Raw genomic sequence first — 21,277 nt, forward strand, 5'->3', positions numbered from 1 at the left:
CCCCCGAGGTGTTCATGCAAAGCCGCCACATCATCGAATTGTCGCCCTCGGGCAAAACCTTCGAAGCCAGCCAGGAGCTGCTGCTCGATGCCATGCTCGCCAGTGGTCTGCCGGTACCTTTCTCCTGCCGCCGCGGCGCCTGCGGATCCTGCAAGGTGAAGGTGATATCGGGGCAATATCAGGACAAGCAACGGGATGCGGACACCCCCGCGCCCTCCTACCCCTTGGCCGCCGACGAGATGCTGCTGTGCCAGAGCCACGCCTGCAGCGATATGCGCCTGGCGATCCCTGGCTGGTCCCTGGACGCCCCGTCACTGGCGTTCCAGGCGCAGGTTCTCAGCCAGCGCGAGCTGAGTGCAGATATCGTCGAACTGGTGCTGCAACCTGCTCACCCGCTGGAAGTGCGGGCTGGCCAATACGTAAGGTTCCAGCTCGACAACGGTGACAGCCGCTGCTTCTCCATCGCCAACCTGCCCGTTCAGGACCAGGGGCAACTGGTGTTTCACATCCGCAAGGTCAGCGGCGGCGTGTTCACCGAAGGCCTGCTGCCCACCCTGCAAGCAGGTGCCGTACTGAACCTTGAGGGCCCGGTGGGCGCCTGCACCTGGCAGCATGAAGACCAACGCCCACTGGTGCTGTTTGCCACCGGCACAGGTTACGCCGGCATCAAGCCCTTGTTGCTGACAGCCCTGGCCCGCGGTGCCAAGGTCACGCTGTACTGGGGTGGGTCATCGACGGCGGACTTCTATGACCGTGCGTTTCTCGAGCAGGCCAGCCATGAACACCCACACTTTCGCTGGCACCCGGTTCTCTCGGCTGAGGCACGCGTGCAGCAGGTGGCGTTGGGCCAGGCGCATCGTTGGGCCGACACCCAGGTCTATGCCTGCGGCAATACCGCAATGATCAGCCAGGCCCGGGAACTGTGCCTTGCCGCCGGCGTACAACCCCACCGATTTGTCGCGGAGGCCTTTGTCGCCAGCGGCGCACTGGCACCCCAGGCTGCAACCGCCAACACCCTGCACCCAGAGCTGGAAAAGGTCGGCCCACGCTACTCGCTGGATGGCATGCTCGCTGCCCGCGAGCAGTCAGTGCGGTCCGTGGCCGCGATCGCCAGCCAACTGCGCGTTGGCATGACCACCGCCCAGGCACTGGAGATGGCTGCGCAAACCTTGCAGGCAATGGGCGCGTCCCACACCTGGCACCCCACCTACATCCGCTTCGGCGACGACACCGTGCGTACACCGCGGCAAGGCATCGACCTGCAACGTGTATTACGTACTACAGATATTGTCGTAGTGGACGTCGGCCCGGTATGGGATGGCTACGAAGGCGACTATGGCGACACCTTCGTGTTTGGCCAGCACGACCTGTACCACGCCTGCGTGAAGGCACTGCACGAGGTGTTCGCCGAAACCCGCCAGGCCTGGGGCCGTGGGCTGACCGGACGCGAGCTGTATGACTTCGCCGAGCACAGTGCCAAGTCCAAAGGCTGGCAGCTGGAACGCAACCTGGCCGGGCACCGCGTCGCCGATTTCCCTCATGTGCTGTATGGGCAGGACAAACTCGCCGAAGTGGAAATCGTCCCGAGCGAGGTGGTGTGGGTGCTGGAAATACAGCTGTGCCACCCCACCGAGCCGGTCGGCGCGTTTTTCGAAGACATCCTGATTGGGGAAGGCAAGCCGTCCATGGCAAGGGTCGCCTGACCGCCCCTGCAATACCGGGCGCGTGTCGATCAATCCGGATTTAAAGGCCGGGGGCGCTGTTCTTGCAAAACCGTCTGTTCCACCTGCTGCTCGAACCACTTCAGCACGGCTTGGCACGCGGGATGAGCAACGCCGCTATCCCGTAACCACAGGGCATATACACCCCCTGTCTTCAGCGCCTCGCCGAACGGCACCACCAGGTCGCCGCGTACCAACGCATCGTGGGCCAGCATTCGGTCGGTCATGGCGATGCCCATGCCTCGTGTCGCAGCATCCAGTGCCAGGTCGTCAAGGTTGAATAACAGGTCCTGGTACTTGTGCTGGGCCGGGGCCTGCTGGGCCTTGAGCCACAGGTTCCATTCGTAGCGCGAAGTGGAGCCGTGGATCAGCGCATGGTCGAGAAGCTCCGCCGCACACTTGGGTGGGGCGCGGCCGTCGCCCAGCACGGGGGCGCAGACCGGGATCAGGTACTCGTCGAACAGCGGCGTCAACGGGCGTTCGTCCAGGCCGCCCGGTAGGTAAAGCACATACGCGTCGCAGTCGCCGCCGGTGTCTACCAGGTCGCCGCCGACCGTTTCAATCGACAAGGTCAGGCCTGGGTTGAGCGCATAGAACGAGGTCAGCCGCGGCAGCAGCCAGCGTACCGCCAGCGACACGAACATGCGCACGCGAAATGGGCGGTCCAGCGGCGTCGGCGCCAGCTTTTCCTCCAGCGTGCGCAGGGTTTGCAGCATGCCCTTTGCCACCCCGTACACCTCGTGCCCATGGGCGGTCAGCGCGACCTTGCGGCTGGTGCGGTCGAACAACGTGGTCTGGAAATGCTCCTCCAGTTGCTGGATCTGCCGGCTGATGGCGCTCTGGGTCAGGTGCAACTGGCGTGCAGCCTCGGTGAAGTTGCTGGTGTCGGCGACCCGGACCAGGGCCTGCAACGCCTGGAACGATGGCACACGAAGGTTCCTATCCATGCAAATTCCGAATGGATGAATGAATTATTAGCGTTAGAAATTGCGCTTTGGTCCTCGTAAATTGGAGCCAAGACGCGCTTTCGCGGGCAATAGCCAATAACGCCTGTGCATCGATACTGAAGGAGTGACACGCAATGAACAACCACTGTGGCTGGATTGCGCTGGCCGGTGAGTCACCGCAGCGGCCGCGCCTGCAAGGCACTCATAAGGCCGATTGGCTGATCATCGGCGGCGGCATAACCGGCCTGTCCGCAGCCCATGCCTTGGCGCGCCGTTTTCCGTCGCAGCGGATCGTACTGCTGGAGCGCCAGCGGGTCGCCCAGGGCGCTTCGGCACGCAACTCTGGTTTCGTGGTCAGCCACGAGCTGCCAGGTGCTGGCGAACTGATCGGTACAGCAGGTTTTTCCGGCTATCAGGTCGCCTCGCGCATCGGTGTCGCGGCGGGTAATGAAGTGCGCCAGCAAATCCAGGCGCTGGCTATCGACTGCGAGCTCAGCGACCATGGCTACCACTTCGCGGTACACGAGCCTGCCCATTTGCAGCAGGCCGAGCAGGCACTGGAAACCCTGCGTGCCGTGGGTGCCCAGGCAAGCTACCAAGAGGGAGAAGCGCTGCAACGGCGCCTCGGTACCGCGTTCTACTCACGCGCGATCCATTGTGCGGGCGGCAACGGCCTGATGCAGCCGGCGCGCTACGTCAGAGGGCTGGCCGACGGCCTGCCAGAGCAGGTGGAAGTGTTCGAGCAAAGCGCTGTGACCGACTTGCGCCGTCGCCCTGGCAAGGGCTGGACTGCCCGCACCGAGGCTGGCGAGGTCGAGGCCCGGCAGGTACTGGCCTGTGTCGGAGCGTTCCTGCCCAGGGTCGGGCTCAAGCGCAGCGGCACTTTCCCGCTGGAGCTGAGCGCAAGCATCACCCGCCCGTTGACCGGGGCGCACTGGCAACAGCTGTTCGACGAACAGGGCTGGGGCGTGCTGTCTACCTTGCCGGGCGGCTGCACCCTGCGCCTGCTGCCGGGGCGCCGCCTGCTGATTCGCAACACCGTGGAATACCGTCAGCACGACATCGACCGCCGTGGCCTGGTGGTGCGCCAAGGTGCACACCTGCAGGGTTTGCAGAAGCGCTTCCCCGGCATCACCGCACAAGATCTGCAATACACCTGGACGGGCCACCTCAGCGGCACCCGCACAGGCGAGCCGTATTTCGCCCTGGTCGCCGACGGCCTGCATGCCGTGGCCGGCTGCAATGGGTCCGGCGTCGCCCGCGGCACCTTGTGGGGCCGCCTGCTGGTCGAAATGGCACTCGGCATCGACTCGCCGTTGCTCAGCGACGTGCTGGCTCAGGCCAGCCCTGGCTACCTGCCACCCCGGCCGTTCTTCGACCTGGGCGCCAAGGTGCGCATGGCCTGGGAAGTACGCCGTGCGCGGCTGGAACGCTGACATTCAAGTTACCTCGCAAACAAGAACAAGAGAGCTATCCCATGATCAAGCACACTTGCGTGGCGCTGTTGTCCTCGGCCTTGCTGGCTGCGGCAGTGCAGGCCGAAGAACGGGTCAACATTGCCAACTGGAGCGGCTACATTGCCGACGACACCCTGGCCGAGTTCACCCGGCGCACGGGTGTCCAGACCACCTACGACCTGATCGACAGCAATGAAACCACCGAAGCCAAGCTGATGACCGGCAACAGTGGCTACGACCTGGTGAGCCCGTCCAACCATTTCCTGCCGCGGCTGATCAAGGCGGGTGCCATCGAGGAGCTGGACCGTAGCAAGCTGCCTGGCTGGCACAACCTCGACCGGAAGCTGATGAAGATCCTGGAGGCAAGCGACCCGGGCAACCGCTATGCGATCCCGTATATGTGGGTTACCACCGGCATCGGCTACAACGCCGACAAGATCAAGGCCATCTTCGGCAGCACCGAGGTGACGCAATCCTGGAGCCTGCTGTTCAAGCCGGAGAACATCCAGAAGCTGAGCCAGTGCGGCGTGGCGTTCCTCGACAACCCGACGCAGATCATCTCGATCACGCTCAGGACCCTGGGCCTGGACCCGCACAGCGAAAAGCCAGAGGACCTGAAAAAGGCCGAAGCGGCACTGCTGGCGGTGCGGCCCTACATCAGCTATTTCCATCAGTCCAAGTACGTCAGCGACCTGGCCAATGGCAACATCTGCGTAGCGATAGGTTTCAGCGGCGATGTGCTGCAGGCCATGGGCAGCGCGCAGCAGGCAGGCAACGGGGTGAACGTGGGCTACAGCATTCCGCGCGAGGGCTCGACCCTGGCGGTGGACATGGTGGTAATGCCCAAGGGCGCACCGCATCGGGAGAATGGGTATGCGTACCTGAACTACCTGCTGGAGCCGAAGGTCATCGCCAGTATCAGCAATACGGTGAAGTACCCCAACGGCAATGCCGCGGCGCTTGAGTACATCACGCCTGAGCTGCGCAACAACCCGGCGGTCTACCCGCCCGAATCGGTCCTCGATACGCTGTTCCCGGTCAAGACATTGTCGCCGGCAGGGATGCGCTCGAGCACCCGGCTGTGGACCCGAGTGACTAGCGGGAAGTGATGTAACGACCCAAATTCGTCCAGCCCCTCCATGGTGTGCCACAGCGGCGCGTTGGACATCGGCGATACAGCCCGTGCGCAGGCCAAGGCGGGTCTGTTCGCTACCGTACAGACGCTGCCCGGGCAATCGCCGCAGACTGAATGCTGAAAGGCCAGATCGGCAACCCGGCATACCATGGACAATCCTTGGCTTCTCGCACGCAGTTACCTCCGCCGCCTGTACGCCCATGCGGGGCGCTGGCGCTCGCCCCGGCACACCTTCACCTATGAAAGCCTACTGCGCTCCGAGCTGTACAACGCCGACCAGATGGCCGAGCACGGTCTGCGGTTGGCCCATCAGCACCGCTTGAGCCAGCGGCCGGCCAACGACGCCCTGCTTGACCGCCTGGCCGACAACGAACGCATGCTCTCTGCAAGCTGCACCGCCCTCGCCGCCGCCCTGCCCGGCTCCCGCCCGGCGCTACCCGCCGCGCAGTGGCTGCTCGACAACTTTTACCTGGTCGAAACCCATATCCGCATTGCCAAGCACGACCTGCCGGCCAACTACAGCCTGCAGCTGCCGCAGCTGGACAACGGCGCCTCCACCGGCCTACCGCGTGTCTACGACATTGCCCTGGAGACCATTTCCCACGGTGACGGGCGGATCGACGCTGAGAGCTTCAGCCGTTTCGTCGAGGCTTATCAGCAGGCCTGCACCCTGACCCTTGGTGAGCTCTGGGCCATCCCGATCATGCTGCGCCTGGCCCTGATAGAAAACCTGCGCCGTGTAGCGGCGCGGGTCATGGCCAACTGGGCTGACCGCGACCTGGCCAATGTCTGGGCCGACCGGCTCGGCGAAACCGCCGAGCGCGACGCCAAGAGCGTGGTCCTGGTGGTCGCCGACATGGCCCGCTCGCAACCGCCGATGACCGCCGCCTTCGTCGCCGAGCTGGCCAGGCGGCTGCAGGGCCACAGCGCTTCACTGACCCAGCCGCTGCTGTGGGTGGAACAGATGCTCAGCGAGTCGGCGCGCAGCATTGAGGGCCATGTGCAGCTCGATGCCCAGCAGCAGGCCATTGACCAGGTGTCCATCAGCAACAGCATTGGCAGCCTGCGCCTGCTGTCGACCATCGACTGGAAGGCGTTCGTCGAACACCTGAGCCATGTCGAACAGGCGCTGCACCGCGACCCGGCGACCATTTACCCCGCCATGGACTTCACCAGCCGTGACCACTACCGGCACAGCGTCGAGCGCCTGGCGCGCCATAGCGCATTCAGCGAAGTCGCGGTGGCGCGCATGGCCATCGAACTGGCCCAGGCAGCAGGCGCCGCGCCGGGTGAACCGGCTGAGCATGTGGGTTTCTACCTGGTGGGGGGCGGCCTGCCGTTGCTGGAGCAGCGCCTGGCCGTACGGGTGCCGCTGGGCGAGCGCTGGCAACGCCTGCTGCACCGGGCGCCGCTGGCATTCTACCTGGTACCAGTGATGCTGCTGTCGTGCCTGCTGGCGTGGGGCTTCATGCGCGCCATTGGCCAGGAGGGCTGGCCTTTGGCGGTGCTGGCCGCCATGGCCCTGCCGGTTCTGCTGAGCACCAGCCGTCTGGCCATCGGCCTGGTGAACTGGCTGGTGACACTGACCGTCAAACCCTCCTTTCTGCCACGGCTGGACTACACCACGGGTATTCCCGCAGACGCCCTCACGCTGGTGGTGGTGCCCACCCTGCTGGCCAATGCCGGCGATGTCGAAGAGCTGGTCGAAGGGCTGGAAGTACGCTTTCTGGCCAACCGTGACGAGCACCTGCACTTTGCCCTGCTCAGCGACTTCATGGATGCCCGTGAACAAAACCAGCCCGAAGACCAGGCACTGCTCGACCTGGCCAGCGAAGGTATCGGTGCCCTCAACCACAAGTACCCCAGCACGGGCGGTGCGCGCTTTTTGCTGTTTCACCGGCCTCGCGTATGGAACGCCGCCGAGCGCTGCTGGATGGGCCGCGAGCGCAAGCGCGGCAAGCTTGCCGAGCTCAATGCAGTGTTGCGCGGGCACGGCCACGCGTGCTTCATGCGGATCGTCGGCGACCTGCAAGCACTCGGCCACGTGCGCTATGTCATCACCCTGGACACCGACACCCAATTGCCTCGCGGTGCCGCCCGGCAATTCATCGGCGCCATGCAGCACCCGCTCAACCGCCCTCGCTTCGACGCACATACTGGTCGCCTCGACGCAGGCTACGCGATTCTACAACCGCGGGTGGGCATCAGCCTGCCCAGCGTGTCGCGCTCGCGCTATGCGCGCCTGTTTGGCAGCGATGCCGGTGTCGACCCGTATACACGGGCCGTTTCGGATGTTTATCAGGACCTGTTTCTCAGCGGCTCCTTCATTGGCAAAGGCATCTATGCGGTGGACGCCTTCGAGCAGTCACTGGAGGGCCGTTTTGCCGACAACCGTGTACTCAGTCATGACCTGATCGAAGGCTGCTACGCACACTCGGGCCTGCTCAGCGATGTGCAATTGTTCGAAACCTACCCGGCCCGCTACAGCGCCGACAGCAAACGCCGACACCGCTGGATACGCGGCGACTGGCAGCTGCTGCCGTGGCTGGTGCCCTGGCTGCACACCGGCACCCATGGCCTGGCGCTAAGCCCGCTCAGCGCTTTGTCGCGCTGGAAGATTTTCGACAACCTGCGCCGCAGCCTGGAGCCGGCGGCGCTGCTGACCCTGCTGCTGTGGGGTTGGCTGGCCAGTGCCACGCCGCTCGCCTGGACACTGGCCCTGCTGGCCTTGCTGCTGACGCGCCCAATGCTGGACTCGCTGCTCGAACTGCTGGGCAAGGCCACTGATGTACCTGTGGCAGAACACCTGCTGGCAGCGTTGCACACCTCGGGCAGCTGTTTCTTGCGCGCCGGCCTTTCACTGGCCTGGTTACCCTTCGAAGCCTGCTACAGCCTGGATGCCATCCTTCGCACTTTGTGGCGGCTGGGCGTCAGCAAACAACGCCTGCTGCAATGGAACCCCTCACGCGAGGACGAACGCTGCAGCGCAGATACCCTGCAGGCGGTGTATCGCCAGCAATGGGGGCAACCGGCCCTGGTGTTTGTGCTGACCGGTGCCTTGGCGATGCAGCCGACGGTACTGCTGATCGCCTCGCCGGTGCTTGTCCTGTGGCTGCTCGGCCCGGCCCTGGCCTGGTGGCTCAGCCGCCCAAGTGACCGGACCGCCCTCACGCCGGACACCGACGACCTGGTCTTCCTGCATCGGCTCGCCCGCGCCAACTGGGCCTTCTTCGACAGCTACGTCGGCCCTGCCGACAACTGGCTGCCACCCGATAACATCCAGGCGCCGCCCTTCGCCAACATCGCTCACCGCACCTCACCGACCAACATGGGCATGGCCCTGCTCTCGCACCTGGCGGCCCATGACTTCGGCTACCTCAGTGCGGGCCGCCTGTTCGAGCGCCTGGCCTGCATGCTCGACAGCATGGCCCGCCTGGAGCGCTTCAAAGGGCACTTCTACAACTGGTACGACACCCAGACTCTCAAGCCACTGTCACCGCTGTATATTTCGAGCGTGGACAGCGGCAACCTCGCCGCCTTGCTGTTGACACTCAGGCCCGGCCTGCTGGAAATGGCCGACACGCCCCTGCTCGACCGGCGACTGACCCAGGGGTTGCTCGACACCCTCGACACGTTGCTGGACGCCTATGCCCGCACAAGTGCGGACACCCAGCCGATCACGGCCCTGCGCGAGCAGGTGCGGCTCGCCCATGGCCAAGTGGGCGACGGATACGCCACGCTGTTGCCGATGCTGGTCGAACAGTTGCAGCCACTGATCACGCAACGGGCTGCCTTGGCGCCTGGCACAGAAGCTGCTGACGATTGTACTTTCTGGCTGAATGCCCTGAATGAGCAATGCCTGGACCTGAGCCGCGAACTGCAGCAGCTGCAATTGCCCCCCGGTAACGATCATGCCCCCCACGCTCCGCTGACCTGGCGCCAGCTGGCACAGCTCGACGCAGACCAGTGGCCGCCCGCCGAGCGCCTGGCGGTGGCCAACGTCAGGGCAGTCGCCCGCCAGCGCATCGCCCAGGCACACGCCCTGGCCAACCGTATTGAAGCGTTGGCCAGCATGGACTTCACCTTCCTGTACGACAACCACCGCGACCTGTTCGCCATCGGCTACAACGCCGACGAACACCGCCTGGACGCCGCGTTCTATGACCTGCTCGCGTCCGAGATGCGCCTGACCAACTTCGTCGTCATCGCCCAAGGCCAGGTGCCCCAGGACAGCTGGTTCGCCCTGGGCCGGCTGCTCACCAGCAATGCCGGCGTGCCTGTGTTGCTGTCCTGGTCCGGCTCGATGTTCGAGTACTTGATGCCGCTGCTGGTGATGCCGAACTACGAAGGCACGTTACTCGACCAGACCTGCCACGCCGCCGTCAAACGGCAGATCGAACACGGCAAGCTGTCGGGCCTGCCCTGGGGTGTCTCGGAATCGGCCTATAACGCGCTGGACGCACACTTCAACTACCAGTACCGGGCGTTCGGCGTACCGGGGCTGGGCCTCAAACGTGGCCTGGGTGAAGAGCGCGTGGTGGCGCCCTATGCCAGCGCACTGGCCCTGATGGTGGCGCCCGCTGCCGCCTGCCGCAACCTGCAACGGCTGGCCACGCTTGGCCTGGCTGGCCGCTTCGGGCTGTACGAGGCCGTGGACTACAGCGAGGCACGCCTGCCCCCCGGGCAAGACGCCGTCGTGGTCCGCTCGTTCATGGCCCACCATCAGGGCATGAGCTTCCTGGCCCTGACCGCTTTGCTGCTGAACAAGCCCATGCAACGGCGCTTCGCCTCCGACCCGCAGTTCCAGGCCAGCATGCTGCTGTTGCAGGAGCGCGTGCCGAAAACCGCTGCGCCCTACCTGCATACCCTCCAGGCCCCGGCCGAGGACACCGCCGAGCGCGACCCCGAGGCACGGCTGCGGGTGTTCAAAGAGCCGAACCGGGCGCAACCGGCCGTACAACTGCTGTCCAACGGCCGCTATCACGTCATGGTCAACCACGTGGGCAGTGGCTACAGCCAGCGCAACACGCTGGCGGTGACCCGCTGGCGCGAAGACGCCAGCCGCGACGACCTGGGCAGCTTCTGCTACCTGCGCGATGTCGCCAGCGGCGCCTACTGGTCCACCTCCTACCAGCCGACACGGCACCGCACAAAGCTCCAGGAGGCGATCTTCAGCGACGGCCGCGCGGAGTTTCGCGTGCGCGAACGCGACTTCGACTGCCATACCGAAATTGCCGTGTCGCCCGAAGACGACATCGAACTGCGACGCCTGCACCTGACCAACCATGGCGACCTGCCCCGCACCCTGGAGCTGACCAGCTACGCCGAAGTGGTGTTGGCACCGGCCTTGAGCGATGCCCTGCACCCGGCTTTCAGCAAGCTGTTCATCCAGACCGAACTGATCCGCCCGCTGCAAGCCATTCTCTGCACGCGACGGCCGCGCTCGCAGCAGGACGCCGTACCGTGGATGTGCCACGTACTCGCGGTGCACGGGGCCGACATCGAGGCGCTGTCCTACGAAACCGACCGGGCCCGCTTTATCGGCCGCGGGCGCAACCTGGCGCGGCCGGCGGCCATGGACCAAGACAACCAGGCGTTGTCCGATAGCGCGGGGGCGGTACTGGACCCGATCGTGGCCATCCGCTGCCGCATCACCCTGATGCCCGGCCATGCGACCACGGTTGACCTGGTCACAGGCGTCGCCGACAGCCGCGACGCCTGCCTGCAGCAAGTCGCCAAGTACCGCGACCGGCACTTGGCCGATCGGGTGTTCGACCTCGCCTGGCCACACAGCCAGGTTTTGTTGCACCAGCTCAACGGTTCGCTGGCCGACGCCCGGCTGTTCGAACAGATGGCCGCCTCGGTGCTGTACCCCAATGCCAGCCTGCGGCCCAACGCAGCGTTGCTGGCCAGCAACCGGCGCAACCAGTCCGGCCTGTGGGGCCAGGGGGTGTCGGGCGACCTGCCGATCGTGCTGGTACAGATCGGCGACCCCGCCAACATTCATCTGGTCAAGCAAATGGTGCTGGCCCATGCCTACTGGCGCCAGAAGGGGCTCGCGCTCGACCTGCTGATCTGGAACGAAGACCAGGCCGGTTACCGCCAGCAACTGCAGGACCTGATCATGGGGATCGTCACCTCCGGCAGCGAAGCGGCCCTGCTCGACCGCCCCGGCGGCATTTACGTAAGGCCTGCGCAGCAACTGTCTGCCGAAGACCGGCTGCTGACTTTGTCGGTAGCCCGGCTGGTGCTCAACGACAATCTCGGCACGCTGGAAGAGCAACTGCACCTGCGCCGCCAGCCAAAGGTCCCGGCGGCTGTTCCGGCCAACCCTGTCAGCCGCCGGCCGGCACCTGCCAGCCACTCGCCGGCCGAGCAACCCACGGTGAGGCTGGGCAACCGTTATGGCGGGTTCAGCACCGACGGCCGCGAGTACGTCATTGCGCTGCTACCCGGCTCACCGCCACCAGCGCCATGGGTCAATATCCTGGCCAACCCGCAGTTCGGCAGCGTGGTCTCCGAGGCCGGCAGCGCTTACACCTGGTATGAGAACGCCCACGAATACCGGTTGACGCCCTGGCACAACGACCCGGTTACCGACGCCAGTGGCGAAACCTTCTACCTGCGCGACGAGGACACCGGCGAATACTGGTCACCGACGCCGCAGCCCTGCCCAGGCCCTGGCCGTTACTGCACCCGCCACGGCTTTGGCTACAGTGTGTTCGAGCATGTCGAGCAAGACCTGCGCAGCGAGCTGTGGGTGCATGTGGCGCAGGATGCGCCGGTCAAGTTCAGCCGGCTCAAACTGCACAACACGTCGGCACGGGTACGCCGTTTGTCGGTGACCTGCTTCGTCGAGTGGGTGCTGGGCGACCTGCCCGGCAAAACCGCCATGCACGTGGTCAGTGAGACCGATGCTTTCAGCGGCGCGCTGTTTGCCCGCAACAGCTACGCAGTGGAATTTTCCACGTACGTGGCGTTTCTCGATTGCGACTTGCCGATACAGGGCCTGACCTGTGATCGCGGCGAATTCCTTGGGCGCAACGGCGATTGCCAGGCGCCTTTGGGCATGCGCCAGTCGCGGCTGTCGGGGCGTACCGGCGGCGGTCTGGACCCCTGCGCGGCATTGCAGGTGGCGCTGCAGCTGGAGCCCGGCGAAAGCCGGGAGGTGGTGTTCCGCCTGGGCGCTGCCCGGGACGCCCGCGCCGCTACGCGCTGCGTCCAGCAGTACCGGGGGTTGCAGGCCGCCATGGATCAGTTCGACAAGGTCAGCGCCTTCTGGCGGCGCACCCTGGACACCGTGCAGATCGAGACGCCGGAACCTGCACTGGATGTGCTGGCCAACGGCTGGTTGATGTACCAAGTGATCGCCTGCCGGTTCTGGGCGCGCAGCGGCTTTTACCAGTCTGGCGGTGCCATCGGTTTTCGCGACCAGCTGCAGGACAGCATGGCCATGGTCCATGCCGCGCCGGCGGCGGCGCGCCAACACCTGCTGGCCTGCGCTGCGCACCAGTATGCCGAAGGCGACGTGCAGCACTGGTGGCACCCACCGCTGCAACGCGGTGTGCGTACCCGCTGCTCGGACGACATGCTGTGGCTGCCGCTGGCCGCCAGCCGCTACGTGGAAGTCACCGGGGACTACGCCGTGCTTCACGAGCCGGTCGGCTATCTTGAAGGGCGCCTACTCAATCCCGGTGAAGAGTCCTACTACGACCTGCCCGCCCACTCGCCCCTGATCGAGAGCCTGTACCAGCATTGTCAGCGCGCCCTCGCCCACGCCCTGCAGTGCGGGGCCCACGGCCTGCCGTTGATGGGCAGCGGCGACTGGAACGACGGCATGAACAGGGTCGGCGAACAAGGGCAAGGCGAAAGCGTGTGGCTGGGCTTCTTTGGCCACGAGGTGCTGCGGGCATTCGGCTGCGTCGCCTTGCGCCAAGGCGACAGCGCCTTTGCGTTGCGCTGCACCACCCAGGCCGCCGCACTCGCCGAAAAACTGGAGGCGCACGCCTGGGACGGCGGCTGGTATCGCCGCGCCTGGTTCGACGACGGTCAGGTACTGGGCTCGGCGAGCAACCAGGAATGCCGCATCGACTCGCTGTCGCAGAGCTGGGCAGTGCTGTCGGGCGTCGCTTCGCCTGAACGTGCCCGCCTGGCCATGGCGGCGCTGGACAGCCACCTGGTACGCCGTGACATCGGCATCGTCAAACTGCTCGATCCACCCTTCGACCAGGGCCACCTGGACCCTGGCTACATCAAGGGCTACCTGCCGGGGGTGCGCGAAAATGGCGGGCAGTACACCCATGCGGCCATCTGGGCGAGCATGGCCTACGCGCAGATGGGCGATGCCGACAAGGCCTGGGAACTGCTGCGCCTGATCAACCCGGTGCGCCAGGGCTGCGACGCGTTGATCGATACCTACAAGGTCGAACCTTATGTGATGGCCGCCGACGTCTATGCGGTTGCGCCCCACGCCGGGCGGGGTGGCTGGAGCTGGTACACCGGCTCTGCCGGCTGGATGTACCGTTTGATCGTCGAAAACCTGCTGGGCCTGCAACGCAGTGGCGACACCCTGAGCCTGCAGCCGCTGTTGCCGGCAGGCTGGCCGGGTTATGTCCTGCACTACCGCTTTGGTAGCACCCACTACCGCATCGAGGTACGCAACGGCAACGGCAGCGAACTGAGCCTGAGCCTGGACGGCGAGCGGCTTGCCGACGCCAAGCTGCGGCTGAAGGATGACGGGTGCGAGCACCACGTCATCGCCGAGTGTCAGGCCTGCACGTTGCCTGCCATCTGAACCGTTGGGCGCGTCACGGCAGCGCTGGCGCAAGCCTTGGCCCCGCTAGGCTAATCTTGTTCCGACAGCCGCTGCCATCGATGGTCCCACGCATGCAACACACGGTAAAACCCCAGAACAACCACTTGCTGGCTGCCCTGTCGCCAGAGGCGTTCAGCCGGTTAGCGCCGGACCTGGAGCACGTCAACCTGCCCTTGGGCAAGGCGCTGTACGAGTCCGGCGACACCCTGTGCCACGTCCACTTCCCGGTCGATGCCATCGTTTCGCTGCTGTATGTGATGGAAAACGGTGCCTCGGCCGAAATATCGGTGGTCGGTAACGAAGGGCTGGTCGGCATCGCCGTGTTCATGGGCGGCGAAAGCACCCCCAGCCGGGCCATCGTGCAAAGCGCCGGGCATGCCTACCGTCTGCCCGTGCAAAAGATCAAGGACGAGTTCAACCGCCATGGCGAGTTGATGACCTTGATGCTGCGCTACACCCAGGCACTGATCACCCAGATGGCACAAACAGCGGTGTGCAACCGGCATCACTCCATCGACCAGCAATTGTGCCGCTGGTTGCTGTTGTCGCTCGACCGCCTCCCGGGCGACCGCTTGTGCATGACCCAGGAACTGATCGCCAACATGCTCGGCGTGCGCCGCGAGGGTGTGACCGACGCCGCCGGCAAGTTGCAACGCCTGGGGGTGATCGAATACAACCGCGGGCAGATCAGGGTGCTGGACAGGGCACGCCTGGAACTGCTGAGCTGCGAATGCTACGCAGTGGTGAAGAAAGAAACCGAGCGACTGCTGCCCTACCTGCCGGGCACCCAAGGTTGAAGCCTTGGGGGGGCCTTGGGCTATCGACCTGCCAGGCCACTCAGCTCGTGTCATCTCCCAAATGACCCTGCGCAACGGGTTGGCAACTGCTTTGGGAACCCGCATGATGATCCGACAGGCTTCACGCATGTAGCGCATGCGGATCATCCAATACCCACGGCATCAATATTGGTAGCGTAGGGTGACTGCGACATTGCGCGGATCACCATAGTACAGGCCACCAAAGTTGTTTGAAGTTGGCAAGGACTGGTAATAGACCTTGTCCAAGGCGTTGTTGAGGTTGTACTGCACGCTGAACTGTTGATTGATTTGATAATGGGCGTGCAAGTTGAGCAAGGCGTAGCCACCTTGTTTGATGGCATACCCGCTGACATCGGCGGCGGTGCGGCTCTGGGCATACACGTCGCCACCCACGCGCCACTGGTCGAGGGCACCGGGCAAGCGGTAGTCCGTCGACACCTTTAGCAGGCGGCGCGGGATCTTGCGATAGTAGTCCGAGCCCTTGCTACTGCCAGCCACATATTCTGGATCGCTGTAGGTGTATCCAGCGCTAAGGTTCCAGTTCTCCAGTGGTTCGCCTGAAATCTCTAGTTCAAAGCCGCGGTTACGCACTTTCGCGCCGGCTTCATAACATTTGCTGGTACCCGTCACGCCACAGGTTGGCGACACCGACAGGGCTTCGGGCATGTTCTCCAGGTTGGTCTGGAAAATGGCCAGCGTGGTGTTCAGGCGGCCATCGAAATACTCACCCTTGATGCCGGTTTCGTAGTTGTCGCCCTCGATAGGGTCAAGCAAGGTGTTACCGACACCGTAGTAACTCTGAGTCTTGTAGATCTCGGTGTAGCTGGCATACCAGCTGTGATGCTTGTCCAGGTCGAGTACCAGCCCGGCATACGGCACCAACCGGCCATTCTCCCGGTATCGATCATTGGTGTACGGGCTGGCCACCTCGTAGTCCGACCAACTCACCCGCGTGCCGAGGATCAGGCTCAGGTCATCCGTGAGGCTGAAGCGCGAGGCACCGTACAGGCCTCGCTCCTTGCGCTTGTAGTTGTAGTCCGAGCCGATCGCATTGAGGATGGGGCTGGGCAGAGCGCTGTAGTCGAAGTCGGTGATGGTGATCGTGGGGTTGTTGACCGCGCTCTTGATGACGGCAGTGAACTCGTCCTGGCGACTGTTGGCCCCCAACATCAATTGGTGCCTGCGCCCGAACAGCTCAAAGGGCCCGGTTGCATAGAGGTCCAGCGCGAACTGGGTGTCTTCGTAGTCAGCCTGGGAGACGGTCATGCGATAGTTGTCGCCCGATACCCGGCTCGGATAGGCCGAAAGGAAATCGGCGTTCGACCAGATCGCGTTCATGGCCAAGGTCAACGTCCATTCGTTGTCAAACTTGTGCGTGACATCGCCGAACAGTGTGTAGTTGTTGCGATCCAGGTGAGCCCACTTGCCGTTGAGGTTGGTGGAGCGCGAGAGCGGGTAGAAGGAGCCGTCACTGCGGGTATTCAGGCCGCCCCAGTCATAGCCGTTCTGGTTGTCCTTCTGAAGGGTGGCGCCTAGCGTCAGCACGGTGGAGTCGTTCAGATCCGCCTCGCCGACCAGATACAGCAACTGGTTGTCCCGCTCGGCGCCGTCCCGGTAGCTGTTGGCGTTGTTGTAGTAGGCTACTGCGCGGCCGCGAATATTACCCGTGGCGGTCAATGGTCCGGAAACATCCACCTGACTCCGGTAGTTGTCCCAGGAGCCTGCACCCAATTCCGCGCCCAGGCGAAAGTCCTGGGTCGGCCGCTTGCGCACGAGGTTGATCGCCGCCGACGGGTTGCCCGTGCCCTGCATCAGGCCGTTGGCCCCGCGTACAACTTCGACACGGTCGTAGAGGGCCATGTTCGACGTGGACATGACGTCCATCGAGTAGTTTTCCGAGATGTTGGTCGGAATCCCGTCGTATTGCAGATCGCTGATCTCGAAGCCACGCGCGTAATAGGTGGAGCGGTCAGTGCCGATCTTGGTCAGGGTGATACCGGTTGCCGTGCGCGCGATATCGTCCAGGTTCTGGATGTTCTGGTCGTCCATCTTCTTGCGGGTGATCACCGTCACCGATTGCGGGGTTTCCCGCAGGCTCAGGGCCATCTTGGTCGCCGTATTGGTCGATCCTGTGGTGTAGGAGCCGCTATCCTCGGTAATCGAACCGGGTGTATTGCCGGCAATGGTGGTCGCTGCAAGGTTGACTGCGCCTGTGACCGGTGCGGCCTGCTGGAGTTGATAGCCATCTTCGGTTGGGCTCGCTACCAGTCCAGAGCCCGACAGTACCTGTGCAAAACCGTCATCGATGGTGAAGCTGCCGTGCACACCGGGGCTGGTCAATCCTTGCACCTGGCGGGACTCAAAAGAGATAGGCGTTGCGCTGGCCTGGGCGAACCGACCCAGGGCTTCGCCCAACGGCCCGGCAGCGATGTCATAGCGCTGCAGGGATTGCTCGGCCAAGGCACTGGCAGGCACTGCCAGTGGTGCCGTACAAAGGGCCAGGCGCACGGCCAGGTAAAGGCCGTGCGCGGTAGAAGGGGTCAGCGCTCGAATCGGCGACTTCATGTTTTCGATACTCCTATGGTGTTGGCCATGGGAGGACGGAGGAAATTCGAAAACACGAAATGTTTATTGAAACTATTTCCGCTCCGCATCGGGCTTCAGGGTTACCCGGGTTATCCAAGGGGTGTACTGGCTGACCTGGATCGGCAAGGTGCGTTGCAGCAGCCGCAATGCCTGGCGCGGATCATCCAGCGGCAGCATCACCGTCACCTGTAGCCCTGCGAGGGCAGCATGATCGGCCCACAGCAGGCCTGGGTAGTGGCGCGACAAGCGCGTCAGCACATCGCTCAGTGGCTCATCTTCGGCTAGCAGCTGGTGCTTGTGCCAAGCCTGTTCAAGGGCATCTGCCCGTACCTGTTCGACGTTGCCTGGGCCTTGTGCGCCAAGACGTACGCGCTGGTTGGCCGTCAGCTTCAGCGAGTGGCCGGCACTGCTGATGGCGGTGGTCGACTCGATCATGGTCACTTGCGTCGAGTCGCCCTGCCGCTCCACCGTGAAGCGCGTGCCAAGCGCCCGCACACTGCCATGTGCAGTCACTACCAGGAATGGGCGAGGGTCCTTGGCCACATTGACCAGCACTTCGCCACGCAGCAGCTCGACCCGGCGTTCACCTGCATCAAAATGCACGTTCACGGCCGAGTCCCCGTCCAGATGGATTTCACTGTCATCGTCTAGTCGGCGATCAAGCCAAGCGCCCCCTGAGGTGCTCAGGTCTGCCAGCAGATATCCCTGTTGCCAGCAAGTCGTGGTGATCCAGGCCATGGGAAGCAGGGCCAGCGCCAAGGCCAGGGCTTGCATCTTGCTGGCCTGGGGCGCGCGTGGTGCGTGGCGGAGGGCTTTTCCGGCAGCCTGGCGGGGTAGTTGCTGCAACGAACTCAGACGCCCTTGCAAGCGCGCGACCGCTGCCGCATGTTCAGGGGCCGCGCTGATCCATGCCTGGAATTGCGCCTGTAACTGCACGTCGGCCTGGTCGTCGAGTAACACCAGCCAGCGCGCAGCCTCGCGCAGGACCGAATCGGCAGTCTGGTCAGGCATCGCTTACCTCCATGGCAGCGTCGCAAGCCAGCATGGCCTCGACTAAATCGGCCTGTACAGTCCTCACCGAAATGCCGTGATGACGTGCTATGTCATCCTGGGACAAGCCTTCAAGGTGACGGAGGATAAAGGTTTCGCGAACTCTGTGCTTCATGCGTGACAGCGCTCGGTCGATACATTCCAGCAGCTCTATGGCCTGCAGGATTTGCTCGGGCGAGAACGCCTGCTCCATATGCTCGACACTGGCCTCAAGCGCCTCCCTGTATGCCTGCTCCAGACGCAAGCGGCGGCCGTTGTCGATCAGGATACGGCGCGCAATGGTCGCAAGAAATGCACGAGGCTCACGAGGGGAAGCATACTGCCCGGCGGTGAGTACACGGTAGAACGTGTCCTGGGCGAAGTCCGAAGCCTGATGCGGACATTGCAGGCGCCGCCGCAGCCACGCCACCAACCAGGGGTGGTGCCCCGCATACAGCTCGCCAATGGGATCGGAAGAAGGTGATCGAGGTCGGTCCATGACAAATGGCTGCAAATGAGAATTAATCTAAGTTATCACTTATGCAGGAGCCTCGCCATATCCTTGTCAACCGCTGGCGGATGACCACCGTCGACCCATTGCGGACGGTACATGCCTTGGCGATAGTGCGGTGTTCGGACGTGTTCGCCGGGAAATTTACAGCGCCTGTCAGATCGAGCGCAGATGATGTCACGGTGAACGTTCGCAATGGGTCGAAAGCGGTCGATCGCGAAGCGGCCCCTCCATGCCGGGTAGGTGTCCGCTTCAGACCTGAAGGCAGCTAGCCAATATTACAGACGTCAACTCAGATCCAGACGTCATTCACAGCCGTTCGCTCCCCCCCTTCATGACCGGTATTCAACACGCCTCGCGGCTCGATCATCATGAGTTTCGTCTCCGTCTCTGCTGCTGTTCTGTGCTCTACACCACGCGGCACCACATACAGTTCGCCCGGTTTCACATGCACGCAGCCCTCTGGGAGATCGATGCGCAAGAGGCCTTCGAGTACCAGAAACGCTTCATCGGTCTCGGGGTGCGAGTGCCAAATGAATTCACCTTCGATGCGAACCACCTTGAATTGATAGTCGTTCATTTCCGCGACCACCCGTGGACTCCACTGTTGCTCGATAAGCGAAGCTTTTTGAGTCAGGTTCACAGGTTGCGGTACGCATTGCTGATGTAAGCCGGACATGGCAGACCCTCTCTAGTTGGAGCGACCAGCCTATCGAATGGGAAACACGCCTTTCTTGTACGATCCTGCAACTCAGCGAGAGGCACGCAAGCGTTCCAGCCAACGCAGAGGCGGCACGCCGTAGCTGCGAGTGAAGTGCCGGGTCATGTGGCTTTGATCGTGAAAGCCTGCGGCGAGGGCGGCATCGACCAGGGTGAAGCCATCCAGGATCAGCCTGCGAAAACTATCCAGGCGCCGTAGCGTGACAAACCGGTAAGGGCTGGTGCCGTAGAGGGCGCGAAAGTCCCGCGACAAGCTCCATTGCTCACGCCCGCTGGCCTGTTCGAGCATCTCCAGCGTGATGCCTACGTGCAGATGCTCCATGATGAACGCTCTGGCCCGCTCGGCGCTGCGGTAGTCCAGGCGTTTGCGGCCACGTGGCTTACCGCCGACGGCACGCAGCGCCATTGCCAGGTCATACACGGCGTCCTGCTCCTCCAGTGTTTCCAGAGGATGGTCCAAGGCTTGTACGAACGCCTCGCTGGCGCGGTACAAACGCGGGTCGCAGGAGAGCCCGCCGGCAATGAAAGGCAACGGTTCACCCCCGAGCACGTTCTGGATCAACGACGGGGCGATGTAGGCCATCCGGTAGCGAAAGCCCACCTCCGTGCCGGCCATGCCGTCATGTACTTCATCCGGGTGCAGCACCAGTGTGTTGCCTGGCACGCCGTGGCACAGCGCCCCCTTGTAGTGAAAGCTCTGAACTCCGGCAAGGGTACGGCCTATCCAGTATGTGTCATGGCGATGCGGGTCGTAGCCATGGCCACCAAACCAGGCTTCGATGCGCTCCACGCTGCCAGGCGTGGTGCTGCGTATGACCCAGTCAGAAGTGGATGACGGGTTTGCTTTTCGAACCATGAGTATACTGCCGCTATTGAGCCATCTCGGATGGGGTGTTTGACCGCCTCGTGCTTCAGGATTCCCACCCGCGGCGGCGTTGATCAATCTTGCGCCTCAGGCGCACGGAAGGCCTTGCTGTAGTAACCAGACGGGTCGAAACAGCAAACGTGCTTCTTGCCGGAGGCAAGCATATCGCATGCATTGGCTATTCGTTTTGCGCGCGTCTGGGCCTGCTTGGCTGACGTGATCCAGTGTACCCAGTCTACTCGTGCGAGGGTCGTCGTATTGGTCCAGACCAGACGAGCCTCAGGCGTGGCTGCTAGTGCCTGCTGGAAATCGGGAGGGATGTCAGGTTCGGGCTCCTTCAGCACAGGGCTCAACTCCAGTGTAACGATGTCGCCAATTGCAGCATTTGCAGCTTCGAGTAACGTAGAGCTGATCTGCAGCCAATGGCTCAGTTGACCATCCGGTTCAAGGGTTACCTGGAAAGGGTATCCATTCAATGTGCCTTCAACTGTCGTCCTTCCTCGCCTGGGAAGCTGTGCACTCGCCTCTTTTGGCAGTACCACGAATACCCATGACGGATCATTCCCAGTGTTTGCCGGACGAAGAAGCGTTGCTTCGAAGCGGAATTTCACAACGGCCTTTGTCATTGCAACGCCTCCAGTCACGATGCCAGGTTCAATCGCAGTAAAGACAC

The 21,277-nt window shown here is 63.5% G+C and carries 12 protein-coding genes; 5 read left to right on the plus strand and 7 right to left on the minus strand.

Annotated elements, in window-relative coordinates:
• The first annotated feature begins 14 nt into the window (after window positions 1–14).
• Window positions 15–1,703, plus strand: coding sequence for a M24 family metallopeptidase (locus ABI582_RS01020; protein WP_442118111.1), 1,689 nt, complete (start codon window positions 15–17; stop codon window positions 1,701–1,703).
• A 29-nt stretch (window positions 1,704–1,732) separates the two neighbouring features.
• On the opposite strand, the gene ABI582_RS01025 is transcribed toward ABI582_RS01020, so the two are convergent.
• On the minus strand, window positions 1,733–2,668 hold the full coding sequence (locus ABI582_RS01025; RefSeq protein WP_442118112.1) for a LysR substrate-binding domain-containing protein: 936 nt from the start codon (window positions 2,666–2,668) through the stop codon (window positions 1,733–1,735).
• Between the two features lie 134 nt (window positions 2,669–2,802).
• On the opposite strand from ABI582_RS01025, the gene ABI582_RS01030 reads away from it, so the two are divergent.
• The 4 genes from ABI582_RS01030 to ABI582_RS01045 all read left to right on the plus strand — a co-directional run bounded on the left by ABI582_RS01030 (window position 2,803) and on the right by ABI582_RS01045 (window position 14,872).
• Window positions 2,803–4,104 (plus strand): NAD(P)/FAD-dependent oxidoreductase, encoded by a 1,302-nt coding sequence (locus tag ABI582_RS01030; RefSeq protein WP_442118113.1) that lies wholly within the window; start codon window positions 2,803–2,805, stop codon window positions 4,102–4,104.
• A gap of 41 nt (window positions 4,105–4,145) precedes the next feature.
• Window positions 4,146–5,234, plus strand: coding sequence for a polyamine ABC transporter substrate-binding protein (locus ABI582_RS01035; protein WP_442118114.1), 1,089 nt, complete (start codon window positions 4,146–4,148; stop codon window positions 5,232–5,234).
• Window positions 5,235–5,408: 174 nt separating this feature from the next.
• Window positions 5,409–14,054 (plus strand): GH36-type glycosyl hydrolase domain-containing protein, encoded by an 8,646-nt coding sequence (locus ABI582_RS01040; protein ID WP_442118115.1) that lies wholly within the window; start codon window positions 5,409–5,411, stop codon window positions 14,052–14,054.
• Between the two features lie 92 nt (window positions 14,055–14,146).
• Entirely contained in the window at window positions 14,147–14,872 is a 726-nt protein-coding gene (locus ABI582_RS01045; protein ID WP_019472148.1) for a Crp/Fnr family transcriptional regulator, read from the plus strand.
• 162 nt (window positions 14,873–15,034) lie between these two features.
• Here the strand turns inward: ABI582_RS01045 and ABI582_RS01050 are convergent, their stop codons facing one another.
• The 6 genes from ABI582_RS01050 to ABI582_RS01075 form a co-directional block, all read right to left on the minus strand.
• Window positions 15,035–17,458: a TonB-dependent siderophore receptor gene (locus tag ABI582_RS01050; protein WP_338747073.1), complete on the minus strand. Its 2,424-nt coding sequence runs from the start codon at window positions 17,456–17,458 to the stop codon at window positions 15,035–15,037.
• Between the two features lie 72 nt (window positions 17,459–17,530).
• The gene (locus tag ABI582_RS01055) at window positions 17,531–18,490 is read right to left on the minus strand and encodes a FecR family protein (RefSeq protein ID WP_442118116.1); all 960 of its coding nucleotides are present in this window, start codon (window positions 18,488–18,490) and stop codon (window positions 17,531–17,533) included.
• Window positions 18,483–19,007, minus strand: a complete 525-nt coding sequence (locus ABI582_RS01060) for a sigma-70 family RNA polymerase sigma factor (RefSeq protein ID WP_132840024.1) — start codon at window positions 19,005–19,007, stop codon at window positions 18,483–18,485. The genes ABI582_RS01055 and ABI582_RS01060 overlap by 8 nt, the downstream gene beginning before the upstream one ends.
• Before the next feature lie 304 nt (window positions 19,008–19,311).
• Window positions 19,312–19,698, minus strand: a complete 387-nt coding sequence (locus ABI582_RS01065) for a cupin domain-containing protein (protein ID WP_442118117.1) — start codon at window positions 19,696–19,698, stop codon at window positions 19,312–19,314.
• Between the two features lie 72 nt (window positions 19,699–19,770).
• Window positions 19,771–20,595 carry an AraC family transcriptional regulator gene (locus ABI582_RS01070; protein ID WP_442118118.1) on the minus strand — a complete coding sequence of 275 codons (825 nt, stop codon included), beginning with the start codon at window positions 20,593–20,595 and terminating at the stop codon, window positions 19,771–19,773.
• Window positions 20,596–20,678: 83 nt separating this feature from the next.
• Window positions 20,679–21,230: a YdeI/OmpD-associated family protein gene (locus ABI582_RS01075; RefSeq protein ID WP_442118119.1), complete on the minus strand. Its 552-nt coding sequence runs from the start codon at window positions 21,228–21,230 to the stop codon at window positions 20,679–20,681.
• Between the last annotated feature and the right edge of the window lie 47 nt (window positions 21,231–21,277).

The sequence above is a fragment of the Pseudomonas sp. SAS7 genome (genome assembly GCF_052112345.1).
In the GTDB taxonomy this organism is placed as follows: domain Bacteria; phylum Pseudomonadota; class Gammaproteobacteria; order Pseudomonadales; family Pseudomonadaceae; genus Aquipseudomonas; species Aquipseudomonas putida_Q.